The sequence below is a fragment of the Pseudomonas sp. PB3P13 genome (assembly GCF_054897735.1).
Map to the genome: position 1 here is coordinate 4,757,408 of NZ_CM142702.1, position 20,683 is coordinate 4,778,090.

At 55.4% G+C, this 20,683-nt stretch carries 16 protein-coding genes and 4 pseudogenes; 13 read left to right on the forward strand and 7 right to left on the reverse strand.

Translation table 11 applies throughout. The features are described 5' to 3' along the window. Positions 1 to 35: 35 nt before the first annotated feature. The 10 genes from ACYZT1_RS21945 to ACYZT1_RS21990 all read left to right on the forward strand — a co-directional run bounded on the left by ACYZT1_RS21945 (position 36) and on the right by ACYZT1_RS21990 (position 8,769). The gene (locus ACYZT1_RS21945; protein WP_462016691.1) at positions 36 to 1,430 is read left to right on the forward strand and encodes an ethanolamine ammonia-lyase subunit EutB; all 1,395 of its coding nucleotides are present in this window, start codon (positions 36 to 38) and stop codon (positions 1,428 to 1,430) included. 8 nt (positions 1,431 to 1,438) lie between these two features. Beyond that, on the forward strand, positions 1,439 to 2,263 hold the full coding sequence (eutC, locus tag ACYZT1_RS21950) for an ethanolamine ammonia-lyase subunit EutC (protein WP_462016692.1): 825 nt from the start codon (positions 1,439 to 1,441) through the stop codon (positions 2,261 to 2,263). A gap of 119 nt (positions 2,264 to 2,382) precedes the next feature. Beyond that, positions 2,383 to 2,841 carry a GNAT family N-acetyltransferase gene (locus ACYZT1_RS21955; protein WP_462016693.1) on the forward strand — a complete coding sequence of 153 codons (459 nt, stop codon included), beginning with the start codon at positions 2,383 to 2,385 and terminating at the stop codon, positions 2,839 to 2,841. A gap of 284 nt (positions 2,842 to 3,125) precedes the next feature. Continuing rightward, positions 3,126 to 3,782: a DedA family protein gene (locus tag ACYZT1_RS21960; RefSeq protein WP_462016694.1), complete on the forward strand. Its 657-nt coding sequence runs from the start codon at positions 3,126 to 3,128 to the stop codon at positions 3,780 to 3,782. 6 nt (positions 3,783 to 3,788) lie between these two features. Further along, positions 3,789 to 4,601 (forward strand): M90 family metallopeptidase, encoded by an 813-nt coding sequence (locus tag ACYZT1_RS21965; protein WP_462016695.1) that lies wholly within the window; start codon positions 3,789 to 3,791, stop codon positions 4,599 to 4,601. Positions 4,602 to 4,703: 102 nt separating this feature from the next. Then, on the forward strand, positions 4,704 to 5,231 hold the full coding sequence (gene ppa / locus ACYZT1_RS21970; protein ID WP_045061525.1) for an inorganic diphosphatase: 528 nt from the start codon (positions 4,704 to 4,706) through the stop codon (positions 5,229 to 5,231). 210 nt (positions 5,232 to 5,441) lie between these two features. Further along, positions 5,442 to 6,194, forward strand: a complete 753-nt coding sequence (locus tag ACYZT1_RS21975; protein ID WP_462016696.1) for a S24 family peptidase — start codon at positions 5,442 to 5,444, stop codon at positions 6,192 to 6,194. After that, the gene (locus ACYZT1_RS21980; RefSeq protein ID WP_462016697.1) at positions 6,137 to 6,499 is read left to right on the forward strand and encodes a hypothetical protein; all 363 of its coding nucleotides are present in this window, start codon (positions 6,137 to 6,139) and stop codon (positions 6,497 to 6,499) included. The genes ACYZT1_RS21975 and ACYZT1_RS21980 overlap by 58 nt, the downstream gene beginning before the upstream one ends. 208 nt (positions 6,500 to 6,707) lie before the next feature. Continuing rightward, positions 6,708 to 7,922: a tyrosine-type recombinase/integrase gene (locus ACYZT1_RS21985; protein ID WP_462016698.1), complete on the forward strand. Its 1,215-nt coding sequence runs from the start codon at positions 6,708 to 6,710 to the stop codon at positions 7,920 to 7,922. A 121-nt stretch (positions 7,923 to 8,043) separates the two neighbouring features. Beyond that, positions 8,044 to 8,769 (forward strand): hypothetical protein, encoded by a 726-nt coding sequence (locus ACYZT1_RS21990; RefSeq protein WP_462016699.1) that lies wholly within the window; start codon positions 8,044 to 8,046, stop codon positions 8,767 to 8,769. Positions 8,770 to 8,843: 74 nt separating this feature from the next. On the opposite strand, the gene ACYZT1_RS21995 is transcribed toward ACYZT1_RS21990, so the two are convergent. Both ACYZT1_RS21995 and ACYZT1_RS22000 read right to left on the reverse strand, forming a co-directional pair. Continuing rightward, a complete protein-coding gene (locus ACYZT1_RS21995) occupies positions 8,844 to 9,887 on the reverse strand; it encodes a YagK/YfjJ domain-containing protein (RefSeq protein WP_462016700.1) in 1,044 nt (347 codons plus the stop codon). Positions 9,888 to 10,203: 316 nt separating this feature from the next. After that, positions 10,204 to 10,434: a helix-turn-helix transcriptional regulator gene (locus ACYZT1_RS22000; RefSeq protein WP_462016701.1), complete on the reverse strand. Its 231-nt coding sequence runs from the start codon at positions 10,432 to 10,434 to the stop codon at positions 10,204 to 10,206. Between the two features lie 657 nt (positions 10,435 to 11,091). Here ACYZT1_RS22000 and istA point away from each other — a divergent pair. The 3 pseudogenes from istA to ACYZT1_RS22015 all read left to right on the forward strand — a co-directional run bounded on the left by istA (position 11,092) and on the right by ACYZT1_RS22015 (position 14,484). Next, positions 11,092 to 12,591 (forward strand): annotated as a pseudogene (gene istA / locus ACYZT1_RS22005) (IS21 family transposase). Next, positions 12,584 to 12,814 (forward strand): annotated as a pseudogene (locus tag ACYZT1_RS22010) (ATP-binding protein); the annotation flags it as partial. The pseudogenes istA and ACYZT1_RS22010, both read left to right, overlap by 8 nt. 201 nt (positions 12,815 to 13,015) lie before the next feature. Then, a pseudogene (locus tag ACYZT1_RS22015) lies at positions 13,016 to 14,484 on the forward strand (IS1182 family transposase). Between the two features lie 304 nt (positions 14,485 to 14,788). On the opposite strand, the gene ACYZT1_RS22020 reads toward ACYZT1_RS22015, so the two are convergent. From ACYZT1_RS22020 to ACYZT1_RS22040, 5 genes and pseudogenes are all read right to left on the reverse strand, one after another. Further along, positions 14,789 to 17,011: a DUF3604 domain-containing protein gene (locus ACYZT1_RS22020; RefSeq protein ID WP_462016702.1), complete on the reverse strand. Its 2,223-nt coding sequence runs from the start codon at positions 17,009 to 17,011 to the stop codon at positions 14,789 to 14,791. 42 nt (positions 17,012 to 17,053) lie between these two features. Then, positions 17,054 to 18,052 carry a HupE/UreJ family protein gene (locus ACYZT1_RS22025; protein WP_462016703.1) on the reverse strand — a complete coding sequence of 333 codons (999 nt, stop codon included), beginning with the start codon at positions 18,050 to 18,052 and terminating at the stop codon, positions 17,054 to 17,056. Next, positions 18,052 to 18,960: a peptidyl-prolyl cis-trans isomerase gene (locus tag ACYZT1_RS22030; RefSeq protein ID WP_462016704.1), complete on the reverse strand. Its 909-nt coding sequence runs from the start codon at positions 18,958 to 18,960 to the stop codon at positions 18,052 to 18,054. The genes ACYZT1_RS22025 and ACYZT1_RS22030 overlap by 1 nt, the downstream gene beginning before the upstream one ends. A gap of 119 nt (positions 18,961 to 19,079) precedes the next feature. After that, positions 19,080 to 19,841 (reverse strand): annotated as a pseudogene (locus tag ACYZT1_RS22035) (transporter). A 125-nt stretch (positions 19,842 to 19,966) separates the two neighbouring features. Then, positions 19,967 to 20,647, reverse strand: a complete 681-nt coding sequence (locus tag ACYZT1_RS22040; RefSeq protein ID WP_462016705.1) for a DUF3313 domain-containing protein — start codon at positions 20,645 to 20,647, stop codon at positions 19,967 to 19,969. Positions 20,648 to 20,683: the final 36 nt, after the last annotated feature.

Sequence of the window (20,683 nt, forward strand, 5' to 3'; positions counted from 1 at the left end):
CGCAGCCCCACGCTGCGCCGTCATGGAGAATCCGTATGGCCAGTTTTGCGCACACGGTCGGCCACCAGACCCATCGCTTCGATAGCCTCAAGGACGTCATGGCCAAGGCCAGCCCGGCACGTTCGGGTGACTTTCTCGCGGGCATTGCCGCCCTCAACGATGGCGAGCGCGTCGCAGCGCAGATGGCCCTGGCTGACATACCGCTTACCCATTTCCTACAGGAAATGCTGATTCCTTATGAGACCGATGAAGTCACCCGACTGATCATCGACACCCATGACAAACAGGCTTTCGCTGTGGTCAACCACCTCACAGTCGGCGGTTTTCGCGACTGGTTGCTCAGCGATGCCGCCGACGAACAGAGCCTGCGCGCCCTCGCACCCGGGTTGACCCCGGAAATGGTCGCGGCTGTTTCCAAGATCATGCGCGTGCAGGATCTGGTGCTGGTAGCGCAGAAAATCCGCGTAGTCACGAAGTTTCGCGGCACGATGGGCCTGCGCGGCCGCTTGTCCACGCGCCTGCAGCCCAACCACCCGACGGACGAGCCGGCCGGCATTGCCGCGAGCATTCTCGACGGTTTGCTGTACGGCAACGGTGACGCCATGATCGGCGTCAACCCGGCCACTGACAGCACTTCCTCGATCTGCGCGATGCTGGAAATGCTCGACGCGATCATCCAGCGCTACGACATTCCCACCCAGGCCTGCGTGCTGACCCATGTCACCACGTCCATCGAAGCGATCAATCGCGGCGTCCCGCTGGACCTGGTGTTCCAGTCGATCGCCGGCACCGAAGCGGCCAATGCCAGTTTCGGCATCAACCTGAATGTGCTGCAGGAAGGCTATGACGCCGGGCTCAGCCAGAATCGCGGCACGCTGGGGCAGAACCTGATGTATTTCGAAACCGGTCAGGGCAGCGCTTTGTCCGCCAACGCCCACCATGGCGTCGATCAACAAACCTGTGAAACCCGCGCCTACGCTGTCGCGCGTCATTTCAAACCGTTTCTGGTGAATACCGTCGTAGGATTTATCGGCCCGGAATACCTCTATAACGGCAAACAGATCATTCGCGCCGGCCTCGAAGACCATTTCTGCGGCAAGCTCCTCGGCGTGCCAATGGGCTGCGACATCTGCTACACCAACCATGCCGAAGCCGATCAGGACGACATGGACACTCTGCTGACGCTGCTCGGCGTGGCCGGGATCAACTTCATCATGGGCATCCCCGGTTCAGACGACATCATGCTCAATTACCAGACCACCTCCTTCCATGACGCGCTGTACGCCCGTCAGACGTTGGGGCTCAAACCCGCGCCGGAATTCGAGCAATGGCTGGCGACCATGGGCATTTTCACGCAGGCCGACGGCCGGGTGAGGTTTGGCGAGGAGTTGCCGCCAGCGTTTCGCCACGCGTTGGCGCAATTGGGATGAGTGTCGAAATGGATAAACCACCTGTCGATCAGCAAAACCCGCTACTGGAATTGCGCCGTCTGACCTCGGCACGCATCGCTTTGGGCCGCACCGGCACCAGCATGCCGACCGGCGCGCAACTGGATTTTCAGTACGCCCACGCCCAGGCCCGCGACGCCGTGCATTTGCCGTTCGACCATGCGGGGCTCAGCGCCCAGCTTGCCCAGCGCGGACGCGAAACGCTATTGCTGCGAAGTGCCGCGACCAACCGCGACAGCTATCTGCAACGGCCTGATCTGGGCCGCAAGCTCAGTGAGGGCTCGGCACAAATCCTGCGCGATCATGCAGCGGCGCATCCCGGCGCAGTGGACCTGGCAGTCGTCGTGGCCGATGGCTTGTCCGCGCTTGCCGTTCACCGCCACACCCTGCCCTTTCTCGTGCGCCTGGAAGAGCAGATGGCGGCGGACGGCTGGTCGGTTTCCCCCGTTTTACTGGTCGAGCAAGGCCGGGTTGCGGTGGCTGACGAAATCGGTGAACTGCTGGGTGCGAAAATGGTGGTGATCCTGATCGGCGAGCGCCCGGGCCTGAGTTCGCCGGACAGTCTGGGGCTGTATTTCACTTATGGGCCAAAAGTCGGCCTGACCGATGCTCATCGCAATTGCATTTCCAATGTCCGGCTCGAAGGCCTGAGCTACGGCATGGCGGCGCACCGCTTGCTGTACCTGATGCGCGAGGCCTGTCGGCGGCAGTTGTCCGGCGTCAGTCTGAAGGACGAGGCACAGGTTCCGACGCTGGCGTCAGACGGCGGTGCGGACATGAAGGGTAATTTCCTGCTCAGCGCCCCGGAATCCTGAAGCGTTTCCGCATTGCGTTTCAGCGATTGATTCAGGCAGGATCGACGCACGGCTGCCCGAGTGAGAACCGTTCGCCGTCGGAGCACGTGATGACAGCCACTTGAAGACGAGACCTATCGATGCGGATTATTCAAGCGACCCTGGAACACCTGGATTTGCTGACCCCGTTGTTCGTCAAGTATCGCGAGTTTTATGGCGCCTTGCCGTATCCCGACTCGTCCCGCGCGTTTCTGGAAAAACGCCTGCGTCGCAAGGAATCGGTGATCTACCTGGCACTGGCCGATGACGACAACAAATTGATGGGCTTCTGTCAGCTCTACCCGAGCTTTTCTTCGCTATCGCTCAAACGTGTGTGGATCCTCAACGACATCTACGTCGCCGAAGACGCCCGCCGCCAGTTGGTGGCCGACAACCTGATCCGCACCGCGAAAAAAATGGCCAAGGACACCCAGGCCGTACGCATGCGCGTTTCCACCAGCAGCGATAATGAAGTCGCGCAAAAAACCTACGAATCGATTGGTTTCAAAGAAGACACCGAGTTCAAGAACTATGTGTTGCCGATCAGCGACGAGCTCTGAGCATCACTGTGCAGGAGCAAAGCCTGCTCGCGAAAGCGCTCTTACAGACGACACTGGTTGAATGACCAACCCTGTTCGCGAACAAGCTTTGCTCCTGCAATAAATTGCGTCGACCGCCGGTCCTGCGCGACATCCGCCGCTACAAACTCAACGCGCTTTTCATCACCCAGCCCGTATAATGCCGTCCTTTCCGCTTGTAAGAAAAACTACACCCGTCTGTAGGCCTTACGCGAAGTCAACCGCACAGGCCTGCCGAGTCGGGCCGCTTACCACAGGTGCCCGCCATGGATTTCAACCCGCTTGACCTCATCCTGCATCTCGATGTTTATCTCGATTTGCTGGTCAACAACTACGGGCCATGGATCTACGCCATTCTGTTTCTGGTGATTTTCTGCGAGACCGGTCTGGTGGTGATGCCTTTTCTGCCGGGCGATTCCCTGCTCTTTATTGCCGGTGCAGTCGCGGCGGGTGGCGGCATGGACCCGGTGCTCCTGGGTGGACTTTTGATGCTGGCGGCGATTCTTGGCGACAGCACCAATTACGTGATCGGCCGAACAGCGGGTGAAAAACTTTTCAGCAATCCAAACTCGAAGATCTTCCGCCGCGATTACCTGCAGAAAACCCACGACTTTTACGACAAGCACGGTGGCAAGACTGTGACGCTGGCGCGCTTTCTGCCAATCATCCGTACCTTTGCGCCGTTCGTCGCCGGTGTTGCCAAAATGCCGTATCCGCGCTTTTTCGGTTTCAGTGTGCTCGGCACGATTCTGTGGGTCGGCGGCCTGGTGACCCTCGGTTACTTCTTCGGCAATGTCCCGTTCATCAAGAAAAACCTGTCGTTGCTGGTGGTCGCGATCATCTTGCTGTCGTTGGTACCGATGATCATCGGCCTGTTTCGCAGCCGCTTTAGCCGTTCAAGTTCCAACGTCGAGTCGCGCTGAATCAGCATGTGGTCGTTTAGCGCCTGGCGTCGCCAGCGCCGGCTCGCCCGCCACCCTATTGCCGATGATATATGGCAGCGGGTGCGCCACCACCTGAGTTTTCTTGATGGCCTCAGCGCCGCCGAAGACCAATGGCTGCGCGAAGCCTGCGTGCTGTTTCTCGACGACAAACACCTCACCGCCCTGCCCGGCGTCGAACTCCATCAAGAGCAGCGCCTGTTGCTCGCGGCGCAGGCGCAACTGCCCTTGCTGCACCTCGGGGATCTGGACTGGTATCAGGGGTTTCACGAAATTGTGCTGTATCCCGACGATTTCGTCAGTCCGCAGCGCCATCGCGACGCCAGCGGCGTTGAACACGAATGGGACGGCGAGCACAGCGGCGAAGCCTGGCAGCAAGGTCCGATCATTCTCGCCTGGCCCGGCGTGATGGCCAGCGGCGGCTGGGAAGGCTACAACCTGGTCATCCATGAACTCGCGCACAAACTCGACATGCTCAACGGCGACGCCAACGGGTTGCCACCCCTGCACACGGACATGCGCGTGAGCGACTGGGCCACCGCGATGCAGGAGGCCTATGATGATCTTGATCGGCAACTGGAGCGCGACCCCGATGCCGAAACGGCCATCGACCCGTACGCTGCAGAGAGCCCGGCCGAATTCTTCGCGGTCACCAGTGAATACTTCTTCAGCGCGCCGGATCTGCTGCAGGAAGCTTATCCAAAGGTGTACGAGCAACTGAGGCTTTTCTACCGCCAGGACCCGCTGGCCCGATTGCGGCAACTTCTGGCCGAGGACCCGGTCTATGAGGCACGCGACTAACTTCTGGTACGTGGCGCCGACGGCGGAATATGCCTATAATCGCCGCCACTTTTTGGTCAATCCGGCCAAGTGTTTTTGGTCAACTTACGGGGGCACCGCCCAATGAGCTACAGCAAGATTCCGGCTGGCAAAGACCTGCCGAACGACATCTACGTCGCGATCGAGATTCCGGCCAATCACGCGCCGATCAAATACGAAATCGACAAAGACAGCGATTGCCTGTTCGTTGACCGTTTCATGGCCACCCCGATGTTCTATCCGGCCAACTACGGTTTCATCCCCAACACCCTGGCTGACGACGGCGATCCCCTCGACGTGCTGGTTGTGACCCCTTACCCGGTTGCTCCAGGTTCGGTGATCCGCGCCCGCCCGGTCGGCATCCTGCACATGACCGACGACGGCGGCGGCGATGCCAAAGTCATCGCAGTGCCACACGACAAGCTGTCCCAGCTGTACGTCGACGTGAAGGAATACACTGATCTGCCAGCGTTGCTGCTGGAACAGATCAAGCACTTCTTCGAGAATTACAAAGACCTCGAAAAAGGCAAATGGGTAAAAATCGAAGGTTGGGGCGACGCAGAAGCAGCTCGCACCGAGATCATGAAGTCGGTAGCGGCCTACAAAGGCTGATTTCGCACTTGTGACGCACAGAAACCCCGGTTGATCCGGGGTTTTTTGTGGGCGTCCATCCCGGCACAAACTGGCCGTTGAATGCTCAGCGACCCGCGTTAGCGCCGTTTAATTTCCATAAAAGGCATCTTACATCCGGTCGTAAATTTCGCGCTCAATTGAACGAGTCGTTTATTCAAAGCCCCGTGCGGCGCACGTAGACTTCTGTTCATGAAAAAGAACAAAACCTGCGGTTTGCGATTCAAAATGCTCCTTAAAGAGGCGAATATCACGACGACGCGATTTGCCGAATTCCTGCAGATCGAAAAACCTCAAAACGTCCATAACTGGTACACCCGTGGAGTACCGGACTATTTCATGGAAGAAGTCGCCAGACGATTATCCGTGAACAGTGACTGGCTCAAAACCGGCGAAGGCCCAAAGGCCGCCAGAGAACTGCGCGTGCTCGACCAGGCCGGCAACGCGTTCGATGCTCAGGCGATGCGCGGCATCTATCAAGTCATCGAACCCACCGACGTCGAATTGCCGTTTTTCACGGAAACCAGCCTCGGCCCGGGCTCCGACAAAACCCATGTCATCAGGGACCCCGAGCAATCCATCCGCCTGCCCCGAAGCGATCTCGACTCACTGGAAATCAAGCACACCGACGCCATCTGCGCCCGCATGATCGGTAACAGCATGGCCGAAAAAATCGAGGACGGCTCCCTCATTGCCATCGACCGCGGGCTCACGCAAATCGTCGACGGCGAAATTTACGCAATCGAGCACGATGGCATGCTGCGCATCAAGTACCTGCACCGTATCCCCGGTAATTCATTACGCATGCGCAGCCACAACAGCGCCGAATACCCCGACGAAATCTTCAGGCCCGCACACATTGAAGAGCAAAAAATCAGGGTAATGGGATGGGTGTTCTGGTGGTCCACCCTGAACAAGCGCAGGCCGCTGGTGCCGTTTCTGTAAACACCCTGCGCATTCGTGGCAACCCGATTCTCCAGGTCTATACAGAACCTGTGGGCGCCGGGCTTGCCCGCGATGACGAAGGCACATTCAGCACAACAATTGCGCCCGCCGCCGGACACTGCACCCTGCACTTCACACTGGGCACTACGCAAAAAAATCAGTATGCTGCGCCGCACATTTGCGCATCGCGCGCCCTCCGCGGCTCGATCGCACCGACATGGCAGATGATGTTCTCGCCAGGTCCCACAGCCGGACGCAAGATCCGGGTGTACGTTTTGAAGGCTGGCGCGGTTTACCAAAAATAAACCAAGCCAGTCCCCTAGAAGCCGGCCACAAGCCGGCTTTTTAATTGTCCGAAATAATCCTATCCAATCTGAGAAATCAACTGCTAGCCTCTCTACTCCGGGGCCGTAATGCATTTCTCTGTCCAATGGCGTTCAACGCCACCTAACCTCATCCGACGATGTGTTGGGGGGACAAATGGGGGAACAAGGGGACAAAAGGGGAAATCTGATGGGTAAGCTGAATCCGAAACAAGTCGAGAACCTGACCGAACCTGGCACCTATGAAGATGGGGACGGGCTTCGGTTGGTCGTTAAGCCTACCGGTCGAAAATCTTGGATACTTCGCTTCCAACTGGCAGGTCGTCGCAGAGAGATGGGCCTAGGTTCCTTTCCTGAGGTCACTCTCAAGAAAGCCAGACAAGACGCTAGCAATAAACGAAGCCAGTTGAGCGATGGCATAGATCCTCTAGCCACTCGTGACAATGAGCGCGCCGCTCAACGAGAAGCACAGCGAGCGAGCGAGGCAAAACAGCTGAGGTTCGAAACAATTGCGAAAGAGTACTGCGAGGCACATGGGGCAACTTGGTCAGACAAGTGGCGCAAAGGATGGCTGAGGAAGCTGGAACTGTACGCATTTGACCACATTGGTAAGCTGTCAGCCGAAGAGATCGGTACTCCTGAGGTGCTCAAGGTATTGCAACCAATCTGGGCCACCAAAACCAGAACCGCCGACGAGCTACGTGGGCAAATTGAGCAGGTTCTGGACGCTGCTAAGGCGCGCAACCTCCGAGAGGGGGAAAACCCTGCTCGATGGCGTGGGCATTTAGACAACTTGCTAAGTCGCGCAGAAAAGAAAAAGGCTCGAAAGCGCGAGCACTTTGGCGCCCTACGATGGCAGGACGTGCCTGTCTTGATGACAAGCCTGAACGCAAAAAGCACTCCGGCGTCATTGGCAGCTCAGTTGCTTATCATGACCAGCGCACGTGCCCATATGGTGCAGTTCGCTCGTTGGGATGAGTTTGATTTGGAAGCAAACACTTGGTCATTGCCGGCTGAACGCATGAAAATGCGGGTAGCTTTCGTAATACCGCTTTCCGACGAAGTCGTGAAGTTGGTGAAGCGCATTCCGAGAGATGAAAGAAGCCCCTTTCTCTTTCCAGGACAGGGCAAGTCGGGAGTGATGCACGCCAATGCGATTCGCACGCTCCTCCACGCCATGAACTACAAACACATCACTCGACACGGCTTTCGCTCCTCGTTTCGAGACTGGGCCGGGGAGTGTACCCATTACCCACGCGAGGTATGCGAGATGGCTCTGGCGCATGATGAACGTGACCAAACTGAAGGGGCATACTCTCGCTCGGACTTTCTCGACAAGCGGCGGCTCCTAATGAACGACTGGAGCGCATTTATTACCACTCCCACGATCGTCCCCAAATCCTAAGTTTGAGCCATCGTCTGAATGTTACCAGTCGACCACAAAGAGAGGCGAGCCTCGACAATCCTGACAAAACTGACGCATCATACGACACACAACGCCAACAACTATGATAAAGAACGACAAAATGAAAGATGCGACTTCCCCGCCGTTTTCACCGATCCAAATCACGGTGAACACTAATGACATGATCGGCAACACCAGCATTGCCTCAGCTATTGACAGAAACTATGGAATACTCGACGACCATTTCTTCAAGCCGATACTGGGTGATGAAGAACTAATTAAACTGCTGAAGGACATTCGCGCAGTAATAAACGACCCGGCACTACAAGCCGATCTTGAAACTCGCTGGAGTCTTGAAGACAGTCAGCAGGGTAACAAATTCAACACATTGCTGCGAGACGCAAGATATGCCTACCTATATCTCGAACTGGCAAAATCCGCTGAGATACATAATGACCGCGACCGAGCTTGGGCCTTTACCTGTTACGCAAGCGTGATGGTTGGTGAGATTTCAGAAAAATCAGCGGCGATTATCGACAAGATGAACAAAGATGCTCGCTCAATCCAAAACAGTAAGAATGCAAAAGCAAAGGATAAAAGTTATCTACTAGCCAAGGAAGAAGTAGCAAGATTACTTGAGCACTTGAAACCGGCGGGGGGCTGGATTAGCTTCAGGGGAGCAGCAATCGCGCTAGAGAAAGATATGATTAAATTCCTCCTCGAAACCCGCCCACCTAATTTGACTGCATCGAATATTTGTAATCTGTTAGAGAAGGAATGGCTCCCAAAAGATGAACTGGTTAATACTGCTTGGACGAAGACAGCAGCGGTAGAAATCCACGAATAACAGATTGAACCTGACAGATAGTCCAGAGTGCTGGGTGTCTGTCGGATCAAATCTGAGTCTTGTGCACGACACTCTCAAGCAGCAATTGGCGTCCTGGGCCGTCCGCGAGGATCTTTCTGACGCGGTCGCTCCATCTTCCCCATGCCCCGACCAGTAGTTTGAAGCTTCATATAGAGATCGGTTTTGGTCAGATAGGGTACCGCCAAGTTGGTCAGCGAATCCCGCATCAGGTTATCCGCGTTGTGGACCATGCCAATACCACAGCTCTTGTACCGCGATTTGTCCGCATTGCAGTTGTAGTACACGCCTCGACCTTTCGTAATCATATCAATCCAATACTGGCCTATCCGCTTGACCAGCGTTCCATCCTCTCGAACCTTCGCTCCATCAAAGAAAAACATCATATGGTAATGGAAACCCTTCTCCGGCCCATGCTCCAGCTTCCAGATGTAACCCACCATGCCATTAAATAATTTGTTCGATCTTGTGTTTCGGAATAGATGTTCTCGATCTTGCTTCGCTTTAGCCAGCGTTGTTTTGGAGTGCTCCTTTTGGTAGCCAAGGTCAACCCTCAGCACCAGCAACCTGGAATAGCGTTCAAACAACGCGTCAACGTACTCCGTCAGCTCCTTGTAGTTTTTATTGCTCGAACGTTCATAGTTTTTGAGGATGGACTGAAACTGTTTAGACTTCGCCTTTTGACGAATTTTATCCACACAATCATTCAGCACTTCGACATCGTCACACTGTACGCGTTTTTTATACTGCCAGTGAGCGTGATATAAGCCAGCAGCTTCCATCTGCTGAACTGCCAACTCAATATAGGGTTCAAGCCTATGAAGCTCAGAAAATTGCTTATCGCGAGCAATGTTCATTTTTATAAGTTTGCGTAGACTTCTACCCGCAACGTTATGCCGTACCTGCAAACCATCGCCGTCTTTTCCGTAATAGAGCTCAAAAGCATCATCCTTCGACTCCATGATCTCTTGAACTAAAAGCGACGCATCCTTTAACACATTGATCAAGTCAAAATTCAACATACCAAACTCATCACCGTCGATAACCATACGACATTTACTAAGGAGCGCAATCTCGCGCTCAACTTTTGACACGCTCACACAGCCCTTCATACTTTCAACCACTCAACCAACTTAATGATGATCACTGATTGACTTGCTTTAGACCAAGTCAACCCCCTCCACTTCAACATCTACTAGATACAAACTTTCTTACTAGACAAATAAGCATTGCCAATGCTAATAACATATAAACCAAAAATACTGAGGCATGCCGATCCCGATCAAAGCACTGCCGGTAGCGCACCTCGCAATAGAAATATTAATTAAACAGCTATACAGAGTTAGTGTTCGAATTCAGTTCAACAACAGCAAGGGGTACTTCAGCCTATTCACTGGTAGGTGGGCAGTTGAATGATTAGCGCGCGTTCTTGGCAGACATACGCTGCTCGATCCAAGTGGTGATTTCTGAGTCGATCCAGCCAACGGCCGCCGCCCCCAGTTTGATCGGTTTGGGGAACGTAGCGTCGTACCTCGGTGACTGGACGTCCATGCGGTCGTAGATCGTTGACCGCCCGAGACCGATACGCTCGGTCAATTGCTTGAGACGTACAATCTTCGGGTAGAAAACAGTATGGGTATTGGTCACTTTCCTGCTCGTTTGTGTGTTGGGATTGATGCGACTTTAAGCCGTGTTCGCTCCAACAAGAATACCGGCAGCGACAAGTATTTTTTTCCTGAGCATGGGTCACGCGCCTCGAATGTAGGAGCTCACTGCACGCCTGATGTTTGCGGGAACGGCCCTAGCCGCTTTCTGACATCGACGCTGCCTGATGCAACGACGCCCTATCGCGTCTGGCTTGCGGAAAGATCCGGTTGCGATATTCGGGGCTAAGCTCCGCAGCTTCGTTCCATTTTTTGAGGGTGTTGATCCTGCGAAATTGCACTCCACTTGGCCACCTGATTGCATCGGTACTGATCACTTGTTTGCATTGCACTTGAACAGGCGTTTGCATTGGTTCTGACGACCGCCCCATCGGACTTTACTAACACCCTCAGTCAACATTATCGGCGGAGAGCTGGCCATTGCTGCCGGTGGCGACAGGCAGTAATCGACTCGGGGCAGACGATCGATTTTCGTCTGCTAACGAACCAACGCAGTTATTTGAAAGTGTCTACTAGTCAGGGGTGTGTTGCCGCTGACCGAAAACTGATCCAGTAAAGGCTGTTCTGCCGACTGAAAACTGACCCAGGTGTTCAACTGCTTCTGCTCAATTTTTGAGCAGGAGAACACAGGGTGATCAGCATGGAAATGATGGGCAAAATTCGGCGGATGTATTTTCGCGACAAGCTGTCGCTGCATCAGATAGCCAAGCGTACCGGGCTGTCGAGAAACACCATCCGAAAATGGGTCAGAGCGCCCGAAGCAACTCAGCCGACGTACCAGCGGTGCGCAGCCTTCAACAAACTCAGTTCGTTTCACCAGACGCTGGAGCTGGCGCTCAAGGCCGATTCGTTTCGGGCAAAGCACAATCGCAGGAGCGCCAAAGCACTCTTCGAACAGATAAAGGCCGAGGGTTACGACGGCGGCTACAGCCAGCTCACCGCCTTCATACGTTCGTGGCGCGGTGAGCAAGGCAAATCCTTACGGGCCTTTGCACCGTTGACGTTCGCACTCGGCGAGGCCTTTCAGTTCGACTGGAGCGAAGAAGGTCTGCTGATCGGCGGTTTGTTTCGACGCATCCAGGTCTCCCATATGAAGCTGTGCGCCAGTCGCGCATTTTGGTTGGTTGCGTATCCCAGCCAAGGCCACGAGATGTTGTTCGATGCCCATACCCGCTCGTTTGGCGCGTTAGGTGGGGTGCCGCGTCGCGGCATCTGCGACAACATGAAGACCGCTGTCGACAAGGTCAGCAAGGGTAAGGGCCGCACGGTCAATGCTCGGTTTGCCGTGATGTGCGCGCATTATTTGTTTGATCCGGACTTCTGCAACGTGGCCTCGGGCTGGGAAAAAGGGATCGTCGAAAAGAACGTCCAAGACAGCCGGCGACGCATCTGGCTCGATGCTCAAGATTGCATGTTCCACACCTTCGAAGAACTGAATGTCTGGCTCGGACAACGCTGTCGTGCGCTCTAGAGCGAGCTGCTGCACCCGCAGTACAACGGGCTGACGGTGGCGGACGTCCTGGTACTGGAACGGGTGGAAATGATGCCAATGCCCACTGCCTTTGACGGCTATGTCGAACGCACCGTGCGAGTCTCCAGTACCTGTCTGATCAGCGTGACGCGAAATCGCTACTCGGTGCCTTGTGAGCGGGTCGGTCAGTGGGTCAGCAGCCGTCTGTATCCCTCTCGGGTGGTGGTCATCGCCGATGAAACGATGATTGCCAGTCACGAGCGCCTCTTTGATCGAGATCAGGTCAGCTACGACTGGCAACACTACATCCCGCTTATCGAGCGCAAGCCCGGAGCGCTGCGCAATGGCGCTCCGTTTGCCGATCTGCCGAAGCCGTTGCTGCTCCTCAAGCGCGGCCTGAGACGTCACACCAATGGTGATCGAGTCATGACGCAGGTACTGGCGGCTGTTCCCATCGCCGGGCTCGATGCCGTGTTGGTGGCTGTGGAGTTGGTACTTGAATCAGGCAGCTTGAGCGCTGACCACATCCTAAATGTCCTGGCTCGACTGACATCGACAGCAACCCCTCCGTCCGCCGAAACCAGCCTTCAACTCAAGATAGCGCCTGTCGCCAATACGGCACGCTACGACCGGCTCCGTACCACCGATGAGGAGACTCGCAATGCGTGACCTAATGGTGGAACTCAAAGAACTGCGTCTGCATGGCATGGCCAACGCTTGGGAGGAATTGGCTTCCCAAGGAGAAGCCTCGACTGCGTCGTCAAAATGGCTGCTCGAACACCTGCTCCAACAGGAACATGCAGATCGCGCCATACGGTCGATAAACCATCAGGTGAACGTGGCCAAACTCCCCATGCACCGTGATTTGGCAGGCTTCGACTTCAGCGCTTCGCGTTGCAAAATTGCACTCCACTTGACCACCCGCTTGCATTCGGCCTGACCAGTCATTTGCATTCGTTCTGACCAACGATTTGCATCGGATTTGACCAGCAGGCCTTGTCACCATGAGCGGCAGAGAACGGCCCAGAGTGTGTAAAAACGCTTTCACGAACCCTTGCTATGATTTCTGAGGATTTCATCGCAAGGATCGCCCATGAAGCGCTTTATCCTAGGTGAACATCGAGGCCAAGGCACCTTACTTGCCGAGAGCCTCGACAACTACGTCGCGATACCAATCCGGTGCGCGTAGCCGATGTCTTCGTCGACGAACTCGATCTGGTCAATCTGGGTTTTGACAGTGCTATTCCAGCTGACACAGGCCGGCCTGCTTACCACCCCGCGATCCCGCTGAAGATCTACATCTACGGCTATCTGAACCGCATTCAGTCGAGCCGACGCCTGGAACGAGAAGCCCAACGCAACGTCGAGCTGATGTGGCTGACCGGGCGTTTGAGGCCCGATTTCAAGACCATCGCCAACTTCCGAAAAGACAACAGCAAGGCCATCCGAGGCGTCTGCCGCCAGTTCGTGGTGCTGTGCCAGCAGCTGGGATTATTCGGAGAAAATCTGGTTGCCATCGACGGCAGTAAATTCAAGGCCGTCAACAACCGCGACCGCAATTTCACCAGCGCGAAGCTGAAGCGGCGCATGGAAGAAATTGAATCGAGTATCAATCGGTATCTGACTGCGCTCGACGAAGCCGATCAGCAAGAACCCTCAATCGCTCAGCCCAAAGCTACTCGTCTGCAAGAGAAAATCGATAAGCTCAAAGCTAAGATGAAAGAGTTACAGGTCATTGAAATTCAGCTCAACGAAGCGCCGGATAAACAGGTCTCACTGACCGATCCGGACGCCCGCTCTATGATGACTTGCGGCACTGGAATCGTCGGTTACAACGTGCAGACAGCGGTCGATACACAGCACCATTTGATCGTTGCACATGAGGTTACCAACGTCGGCTCCGACCGCGATCAACTCAGCTCGATGGCCAAGCAGGCCCGCGAAGCGATGGCGTCAGAAACGCTGGCCAAGCAGGCCCGCGAAGCGATGGCGTCAGAAACGCTGGCGGTGGTAGCTGACCGAGGTTACTTCAAGAGTGAAGAAATCCTTGCCTGTCACGACGCGGACATGACTGCCTACGTGCCAAAGACGATGACTTCAAGCGCCAAGGCGGATGGTCGATTCAACAAAGATGCGTTCGTTTTTGACACGACGAAAAACGAATACATCTGTCCGGCGGGAGAGGCGCTGCCCTGGCGCTTTTCCAGTACTGAGAAAGGCATGAATATGCACTGTTATTGGAGTTCGAAATGCCAGGGCTGCGCGCTGAAAACGCAGTGCACGCCGAGCAAAAATCGTCGAGTAAGGCGCTGGGAACATGAAGCCATATTGGAGGAAATGCAGAACAGACTGAGCAACGCGCCGGACATGATGCGAGTCCGCAAGCGTACGGTCGAGCATCCCTTCGGGACGCTCAAACAATGGATGGGCGCCACGCATTTCCTGACACGAAAGCTGAACGGAGTAAGTGCGGAGATGAGCTTGAACGGCCTCGCCTACAACCTGAAGCGGGTCATGAAAATTCTCGGTACCAGTGGTTTAATGAAGGCGTTGTCGGCCTGAAGATGTCTGTATTTTGGCCACCCAGCAAGTTAGACGCTGTGCTGGGGGCTCCCAGGCCCTAGTGATGATCCGCAGGACTTGTTGCGAGCAAATACTCAGCTAACAGCCGTCGGCGCTACGCGCCGACAGTGCATCAGCGCGTTTTTACACACTCTGGGCCAAAAGCAGTCATTCAAGCACCACGGTTCAGTGGGCTTATCAAGCGACATTTCGCAGTAGGCGTCCCTTTTGGACTGCGAATCATCCCTAGAGCAACCGGCTAATAGACCATTGCCGATGAAAACCATCGGCAGCGGCCTCTGCTCTACTTTACCTCCTCGACCTCATAGTTCACGTAGCCGAACTCACTGCTGCGAGCCGCCACGTATTTGCCGTTTTGCTCAAAGACAGTGGCCTCGAAAGGCGACCCGCCGAGGGTCGTCATCAGATGTCCGTCCTTGATTTCATAACTGGCCGGGACGCCGAACTGGCCACCGTGCAACATGTTCAGGTATTCACCGTCCGCGGCCGGTCTGCCGTCGACACTGGCGACCACGCGCTGGCCATCCGTACCGTAGACAATTTCAAAGGTCTGACCGGTGACCGTATTGCGCACCTTGATGGTTTTACCCACCACGTAGGCTTGCAACTGCTCGTTGGTGAGCGCCTTGGCGCCCTCGGTTTTCAGGTCGTCAATGGTCTTGCCACGCGCCATCGACTTGCCGTCTTCGGCGTTTGGCGAGTACCAAATGGGAGAGGTCCAGGCGCGTTCCTGCACGGTCGCCGATACATCGGCTGGCGGCGGCACTTGCAGTTTCGCCGCGTCATAAGTGCTCCAGCGCGGTGTCGGAATCTGCAATACGCGGGCGTAATAGAAGGCGTGCTGGGCTGGATCGAAGTCTGGGTCGACCCAGACTTTTTTCAGCTCGGTGGCGCCAATGGTGTTGGTGTACGTGGCCTTGGAAATATCCACGGTAGAGCCCACTGCCGGGACTTTACCGGTGGCTGGATCCGGTTTTCGATCACCGGCCCAGGCGACGTCGTAGATCCTCTCGAAGGTCTGCCCGTTTTTGGTCCAGCCCTTGATGATCTGGATCCGGTCGAGGTTGCCATCATCGGCATCTTTGCTGGCCCACACTACAAAGGAAGGCGCGTCTTTTCCCGATTTTGCCGGCAAGTCTGCGCCCATCGGAACGCCCTGAGCGTAGGCAGCATGCACCCAGTCATTCTCGTTCCACAGGTTGCTGTCGTAACTCCAGCCGCCAAACAGGCGCACGGGAATCCGCACGCCACTCGTGCCGTAGACTTCTCTGCGTTTCATTGCATCGAAGATCGACTCACGGGTGTTTTCTTCAGCCCAGACACCGGCCAGACCGGAGGTACTGGTTTGCAACGCCTCCATGCCAGAGTTTTTTTTGCCGGAAAGGCGTAACTCAGGTTTGTAGTCGGTAAAGCCGTGGGAGCCGAAGTTATTGTCCTGTGCGTACGGGATCACCCCGTTGTGAGAGTCGCTGGCACCTACAACGCCCATCTTGTAGGGGTTGAAGCCTTTCGTCTCCTGTAAGGCCATGCCATTTCGCCAGGCTTGCCTGATGTAACTGCCATTGAGTTTGGAAGTGCCGTTGTCCAGGCCGATGAGAAAATTCATGATTTCATAGTTGGCAAATTCGTCTGTCGGCGACAGCTCCGGATGGGTTTCCGAAGTGCCTTTGACTTGGTGGATTTCGGTCAAGGATTCGTTGCGCATCCTCGTTTCAGCCCACGCGGCATCGATTGGCCGGCCACGGTCATCGACGTCGACTGGAAACATTATCCCGTTGCTGAGGTTGGCATTGTGCGAGATGGCCAGCACTTCATTGCCCTTCTTGCGTTGATCGTCCATCCAGCCCCACAAGTCTTCCGCCTTATCCGAATCCAGTGCAGTGAAGGGTAGTTCCGGCACCTTCTTCGAATCGCGGAAGAACACATTGCGGTGCATGTTTTGGTTGTTTGGAGCCGAGGTCCATTCATACGCGACAAAGGTGGTGAACTTGCCTGGCTTGTAGTACTTGTCAGCGATGGCAATGTTTTGCTGCCAGATGTTGCCCGCGATCTTCGGATCAATCAGCTCCTTGATCGGGTGGTTCATGCTTTCTGCAATCCACTTGAAGATCCGGTTGAAATCCTCCGGGGTTTTTACAATCAGCTTTTGTGCGATGGGCAGTTTACTGAAGTCCGATTTGGGGTCGTTGGCCAGCGCAATAACCCCCACGTATTCCGAATGATCGGTCACCCCATGGAAATCCAGCGGGCGTCCCCTGAGCTTCACTTCGCCGCCCATCGGGTGCGCGACGGGCATGCCCATCGAATACTCGTAAGCATCCTCCGGCCCGATCAGGTGGTTACCGATCAGGTACGCATCAATCGACCACGACGTATGCGAGTGCGTCTGCCCAAAGTAGACCTCTCGATCCGGGTTGCCTTCCGCTATAGCCTGCGTGCTGACGGCGAGAGCGAGCAAGGCGTAACTAAACAGTGAGGGTGCGGCGAGGTGATGATTGATTTTCATATTCCACGTCTCCGAAGCACGGCAATGACAGGACGGTGCAGCTCAAGACCAAAAACTAGAGACTCGCTCGAAAAACCAGAAGGCGGCCAGCGTTCCCAACCCATAGGCAGCGATGGGCTGGGCGTACAGAAGCGCAGGTCTTGGCAGTCGAAAACGCAGCAATATCGCCCGCAGGCCAAGCACCACGGCGACAAACATCAGTTGGCCAATCTCTACGCCGACGTTGAAGGTAAACAATGCCAGGGGCAGGTCGCGTTGTGGCAGGCCAATTTCCGCCAGCGCACCGGCAAACCCAAAGCCATGCAACAAGCCAAAACAGAACGCCACGACCCACGGCCATTGCGCGGTGAAGCTGGGTTCACCGCGATTTCTGCGGACAATCTCAACGGCCAACAGCAGGATGCTCAAGGCAATTGTTGCCTCGACGGGGGGGCCGGGAAGCTGCACTGCGCCCAGTGCTGCAAGCGCTAGAGTGATGGAGTGGGCTAGGGTGAATGCGGTGATGGTTTTGACGAGCATCCAGCCGTTGAGCACCAGCAGTAACAATCCAAACACGAACAGCAGGTGATCGAAACCGCCGAGGATGTGCTCGATACCGTGAACCAGAAACGCACCGGCCACCGAAAACGCTCCCGGCGTGGCGGTAATTTCTATCCATGGCTGGGCGGGTTGCACGAGGGTGGTCGTCAGCGTTCCGTCGAGGCGAGAAATGCGCACCAACACGTCAGTGATGCTCGCTTGCAGGCCGACGAACTCGATACGTTGACCGACCAGACCTGCCGGACCTGCATCAATGGCTCGGCGTTCTATGAGTGAGTCGTTCAGCTCGCTTTCTACGGGCTCGACGATCGTTTGAACGCCTTTGGGAAACCTCAGCGCGATAGGCAGTCGCATCCCGGACAGCACTGGCGTGCGCCAAAGCACGTCATAGCGCCCGGCAGCGGTTTCGTTGATTTCCATATAAGCAGGGCGGGATTCATGAGCGAATGACAATTGCCCCCCGAACAGCAGAAAAAACAGCAGCCAGACAGTACGCCCCATCACGGCTGCTCCGTTTCAGTAGCTGCAGTCCCGCTGGAGGCAGTGGGCATCATCACGACCACTTGATAGCGTGCCTTCAGTGCTTCGAAGCTTAAGCGTTTCGACTCGGTACGCTGCTCGGAGAACCAATCGGATTTGACCTGCTGGGCTACTGTCTCAAAAGGAGGTGCCTGTGGCTTGGCCAGCGCATCAATCCACACCAGATGCCAGCCAAATCCAGACTCGACCGGGCCGACCCAATGTCCCGGTGTCTGTTGAAACAAGGCAATGGCGAACTTTGAACCGAAGTCTTTCGCCACCTGGTCTTGTGATTGTTCCGCATAGGCGTTTTTAAAAAGGAAGGCATCGCCTTCGCCGCTATTTTTATCGGTCAGCGTTCCCAGTGCTGCTTGAGCTTGTGCCTGGGCAGCGCTCCCGCGTTTGTCCGAAGCGAAGAACACATGCCGGAAAGTGGCTAAAGGCGGCGGGGCATACTGTTCCTGACGCTTGCTATACCAGGCCTCAAGTACACCGAGGGCAGGTTCGCGAAGTGACGCGACATCTTCTGCCAGAAAATCCATCTTTTGCGCCAGTCGGCGGCGAATGATGGTGTCGTCTTTGTCGAGGCCGAGTTTCAGTGCTTCGCGGTAAAGTATTTCTTCTTTCACATGCTCGCTGAGCATGCCTTGAAGCTGCTGTTCGTTAGGAGGGCGCTGCCATCGCGCCAGCCACGATATTTCGATCCGCTGAATATCATCCGGGGTAATTTCTATCCGTTGCGGATCCTGATTGACGGTTGAGCTGCGTAGACCTCCGTACAACACGAAAAGGGCAAAACCGGCCACCAGAAAGTGCAGTAGCGGCTCGCGCAAATAGCGTTTGAGCACGGACGACATAGAGGACATTGAGCTAGTTTCTATAGAACTCATCGCAATATCTCCCGGTGAACTCGACATAACTTTAGTGACTGAATGTCCTTACTCCTTAACTGCTCAAACCACTCAGCTTCTTATTTGGGAAACAGCAAGGTGTACGCCACTCTGAAACTTCAGCCGTGAGCACCATTTTCAGGACTGTCGGCCCAATACCTCGGCCCAATCTGAAGACTCATAGGCTGCTTACCCACTTTCAACAGCTGCGTCACGAACAGATTCACAGGCATCGCCCACTCTTAGGCCAGCCAGTCGTAGGTGGATTCAGTGTTAATGCCAAAACTGGTGTACGAAGCCGTGGTGTAAACCAGAAAGGGTTGCAGATACGTCTGATTGATATTTTCCTTGTCGTTGGCTGGACTGTTGCCCAGTGGCCACACGTGGTTAGCGAGTACGCCGGTTGTCCAGCCATTAGCCTGTTTCAACGCTACGGCCGTCGGCCCAATTCCCCACTGCTCGTTGCTCAACAACTTGTTGCTGCCGGTGGGTAGCAATAGTTCGGTACCGACGCCCCAGATCCAGCCGCCCTCGGTAGGCCGTTTTGGAGAGAAGAAAAAGCTTTGCGAGGTGTCTCCTACTCCGTTTTTGTCAGCGATACCATTGGGTGCCAGACCATGCTGATCGATGATCGGCAAGATCGTGCGGGAGATCAGGTTCCAATCCTCATTGAGGCTAAAGGGTAAAACCGGCTGGATATTGGTGACACTTTGAATACCGTTGCCGGTGGCCACCATCTTCTGGTTCAAGTTGTATTGCACCGGCAAGCTATACAGCGCGGCAACCGGGTTCAGCGCCTGTTTAGCCAACTCGGCTTGGCTGTCCGCATGACTGGAGAGAGGTAAACCGACAGCCAGTAGTGAGACTAAAGGCAAATCCATGCGATTGTTCATTTCGAATCCCCGCCTGGTACCAAATGAATCGAGCATTGCTCTTACGGGCCGGCGCCAAGCCCGAAGAAAAGATTAGTCCAGCTGTCAGCGCTCAAGATAAATGCGGTAGATGATCAGGGCTTACTGAGCACCATTTGCATGTCGTTGGTCATGGCCCTGATAGCCGCCTTGAATTCATTCGCGGTGATTTTCTGGCTGGAGTTCTGCAGGTTTTCACCAAACACTTTGCGCACCACTTTTGCAACCGGTGCGCCGGTACTAGCGTCGACCAGATCGGCCTCGATATACAACTCGGTGTTCTGATCACGGTGACCGCTAGCCGCCTGGGTGGCGCCTACGACCGCAGCGACTGGTACCACCTCGTACCATTTCATGCCTTCGTTGGAAGCTGAAACGCCCGTGATTGCCGCATGCAGGGTCAGTGCTTTTTCGCCTTTGCGCACCTCCCGGGAGTTCTTCACAACCCGATAGTTCTGCGATAGCGCCTGTTTGGCGCTTTCAGTGGTGTATGCCTGTAACTCCTGCAAGGTTTTCAGGTCAACCCGCTCATTCGGTTTCGGCGCCGGATACAGTTCCAGACGCTCGAACACCACCGTGGAATAGGCTGAGGGCTGAAAGCCGGGCGCGATCCATCGCATCACTGTCGCGCCACTTGGAGAGGTGGTTTCCTGCAAGCCGTCATAGTCCTTCAAGAAGCCGGAGTACTGATCTTTTTCGGTCACCTTCGAAACGCAGCCGGCCAATACCGAACTGCTAAGTGCGGCAGCCGCTATCCACTTGCGCGAAAGGTTCATGTGGCAGTGCTCCTGAGGGATGAGGGTTTGCGGGGC

Excerpts from the sequence above, each read along its gene's own strand:
- ACYZT1_RS22040 (WP_462016705.1), bottom strand. The coding sequence starts at position 20,647 with ATGAACCTTTCGCGCAAGTGGATAGCGGCTGCCGCACTTAGCAGTTCG.
- ACYZT1_RS21975 (WP_462016696.1), top strand. The coding sequence starts at position 5,442 with ATGAAAAAGAACAAAACCTGCGGTTTGCGATTCAAAATGCTCCTTAAA.
- ACYZT1_RS21990 (WP_462016699.1), top strand. The coding sequence starts at position 8,044 with ATGAAAGATGCGACTTCCCCGCCGTTTTCACCGATCCAAATCACGGTG.
- ACYZT1_RS21980 (WP_462016697.1), top strand. The coding sequence starts at position 6,137 with ATGGGTGTTCTGGTGGTCCACCCTGAACAAGCGCAGGCCGCTGGTGCC.
- ppa (WP_045061525.1), top strand. The coding sequence starts at position 4,704 with ATGAGCTACAGCAAGATTCCGGCTGGCAAAGACCTGCCGAACGACATC.
- ACYZT1_RS22030 (WP_462016704.1), bottom strand. The coding sequence starts at position 18,960 with ATGAGTTCTATAGAAACTAGCTCAATGTCCTCTATGTCGTCCGTGCTC.
- ACYZT1_RS21960 (WP_462016694.1), top strand. The coding sequence starts at position 3,126 with ATGGATTTCAACCCGCTTGACCTCATCCTGCATCTCGATGTTTATCTC.
- ACYZT1_RS21945 (WP_462016691.1), top strand. The coding sequence starts at position 36 with ATGGCCAGTTTTGCGCACACGGTCGGCCACCAGACCCATCGCTTCGAT.
- ACYZT1_RS22025 (WP_462016703.1), bottom strand. The coding sequence starts at position 18,052 with ATGGGGCGTACTGTCTGGCTGCTGTTTTTTCTGCTGTTCGGGGGGCAA.
- ACYZT1_RS21985 (WP_462016698.1), top strand. The coding sequence starts at position 6,708 with ATGGGTAAGCTGAATCCGAAACAAGTCGAGAACCTGACCGAACCTGGC.
- ACYZT1_RS21955 (WP_462016693.1), top strand. The coding sequence starts at position 2,383 with ATGCGGATTATTCAAGCGACCCTGGAACACCTGGATTTGCTGACCCCG.
- ACYZT1_RS21965 (WP_462016695.1), top strand. The coding sequence starts at position 3,789 with ATGTGGTCGTTTAGCGCCTGGCGTCGCCAGCGCCGGCTCGCCCGCCAC.
- eutC (WP_462016692.1), top strand. The coding sequence starts at position 1,439 with ATGGATAAACCACCTGTCGATCAGCAAAACCCGCTACTGGAATTGCGC.
- ACYZT1_RS22020 (WP_462016702.1), bottom strand. The coding sequence starts at position 17,011 with ATGAAAATCAATCATCACCTCGCCGCACCCTCACTGTTTAGTTACGCC.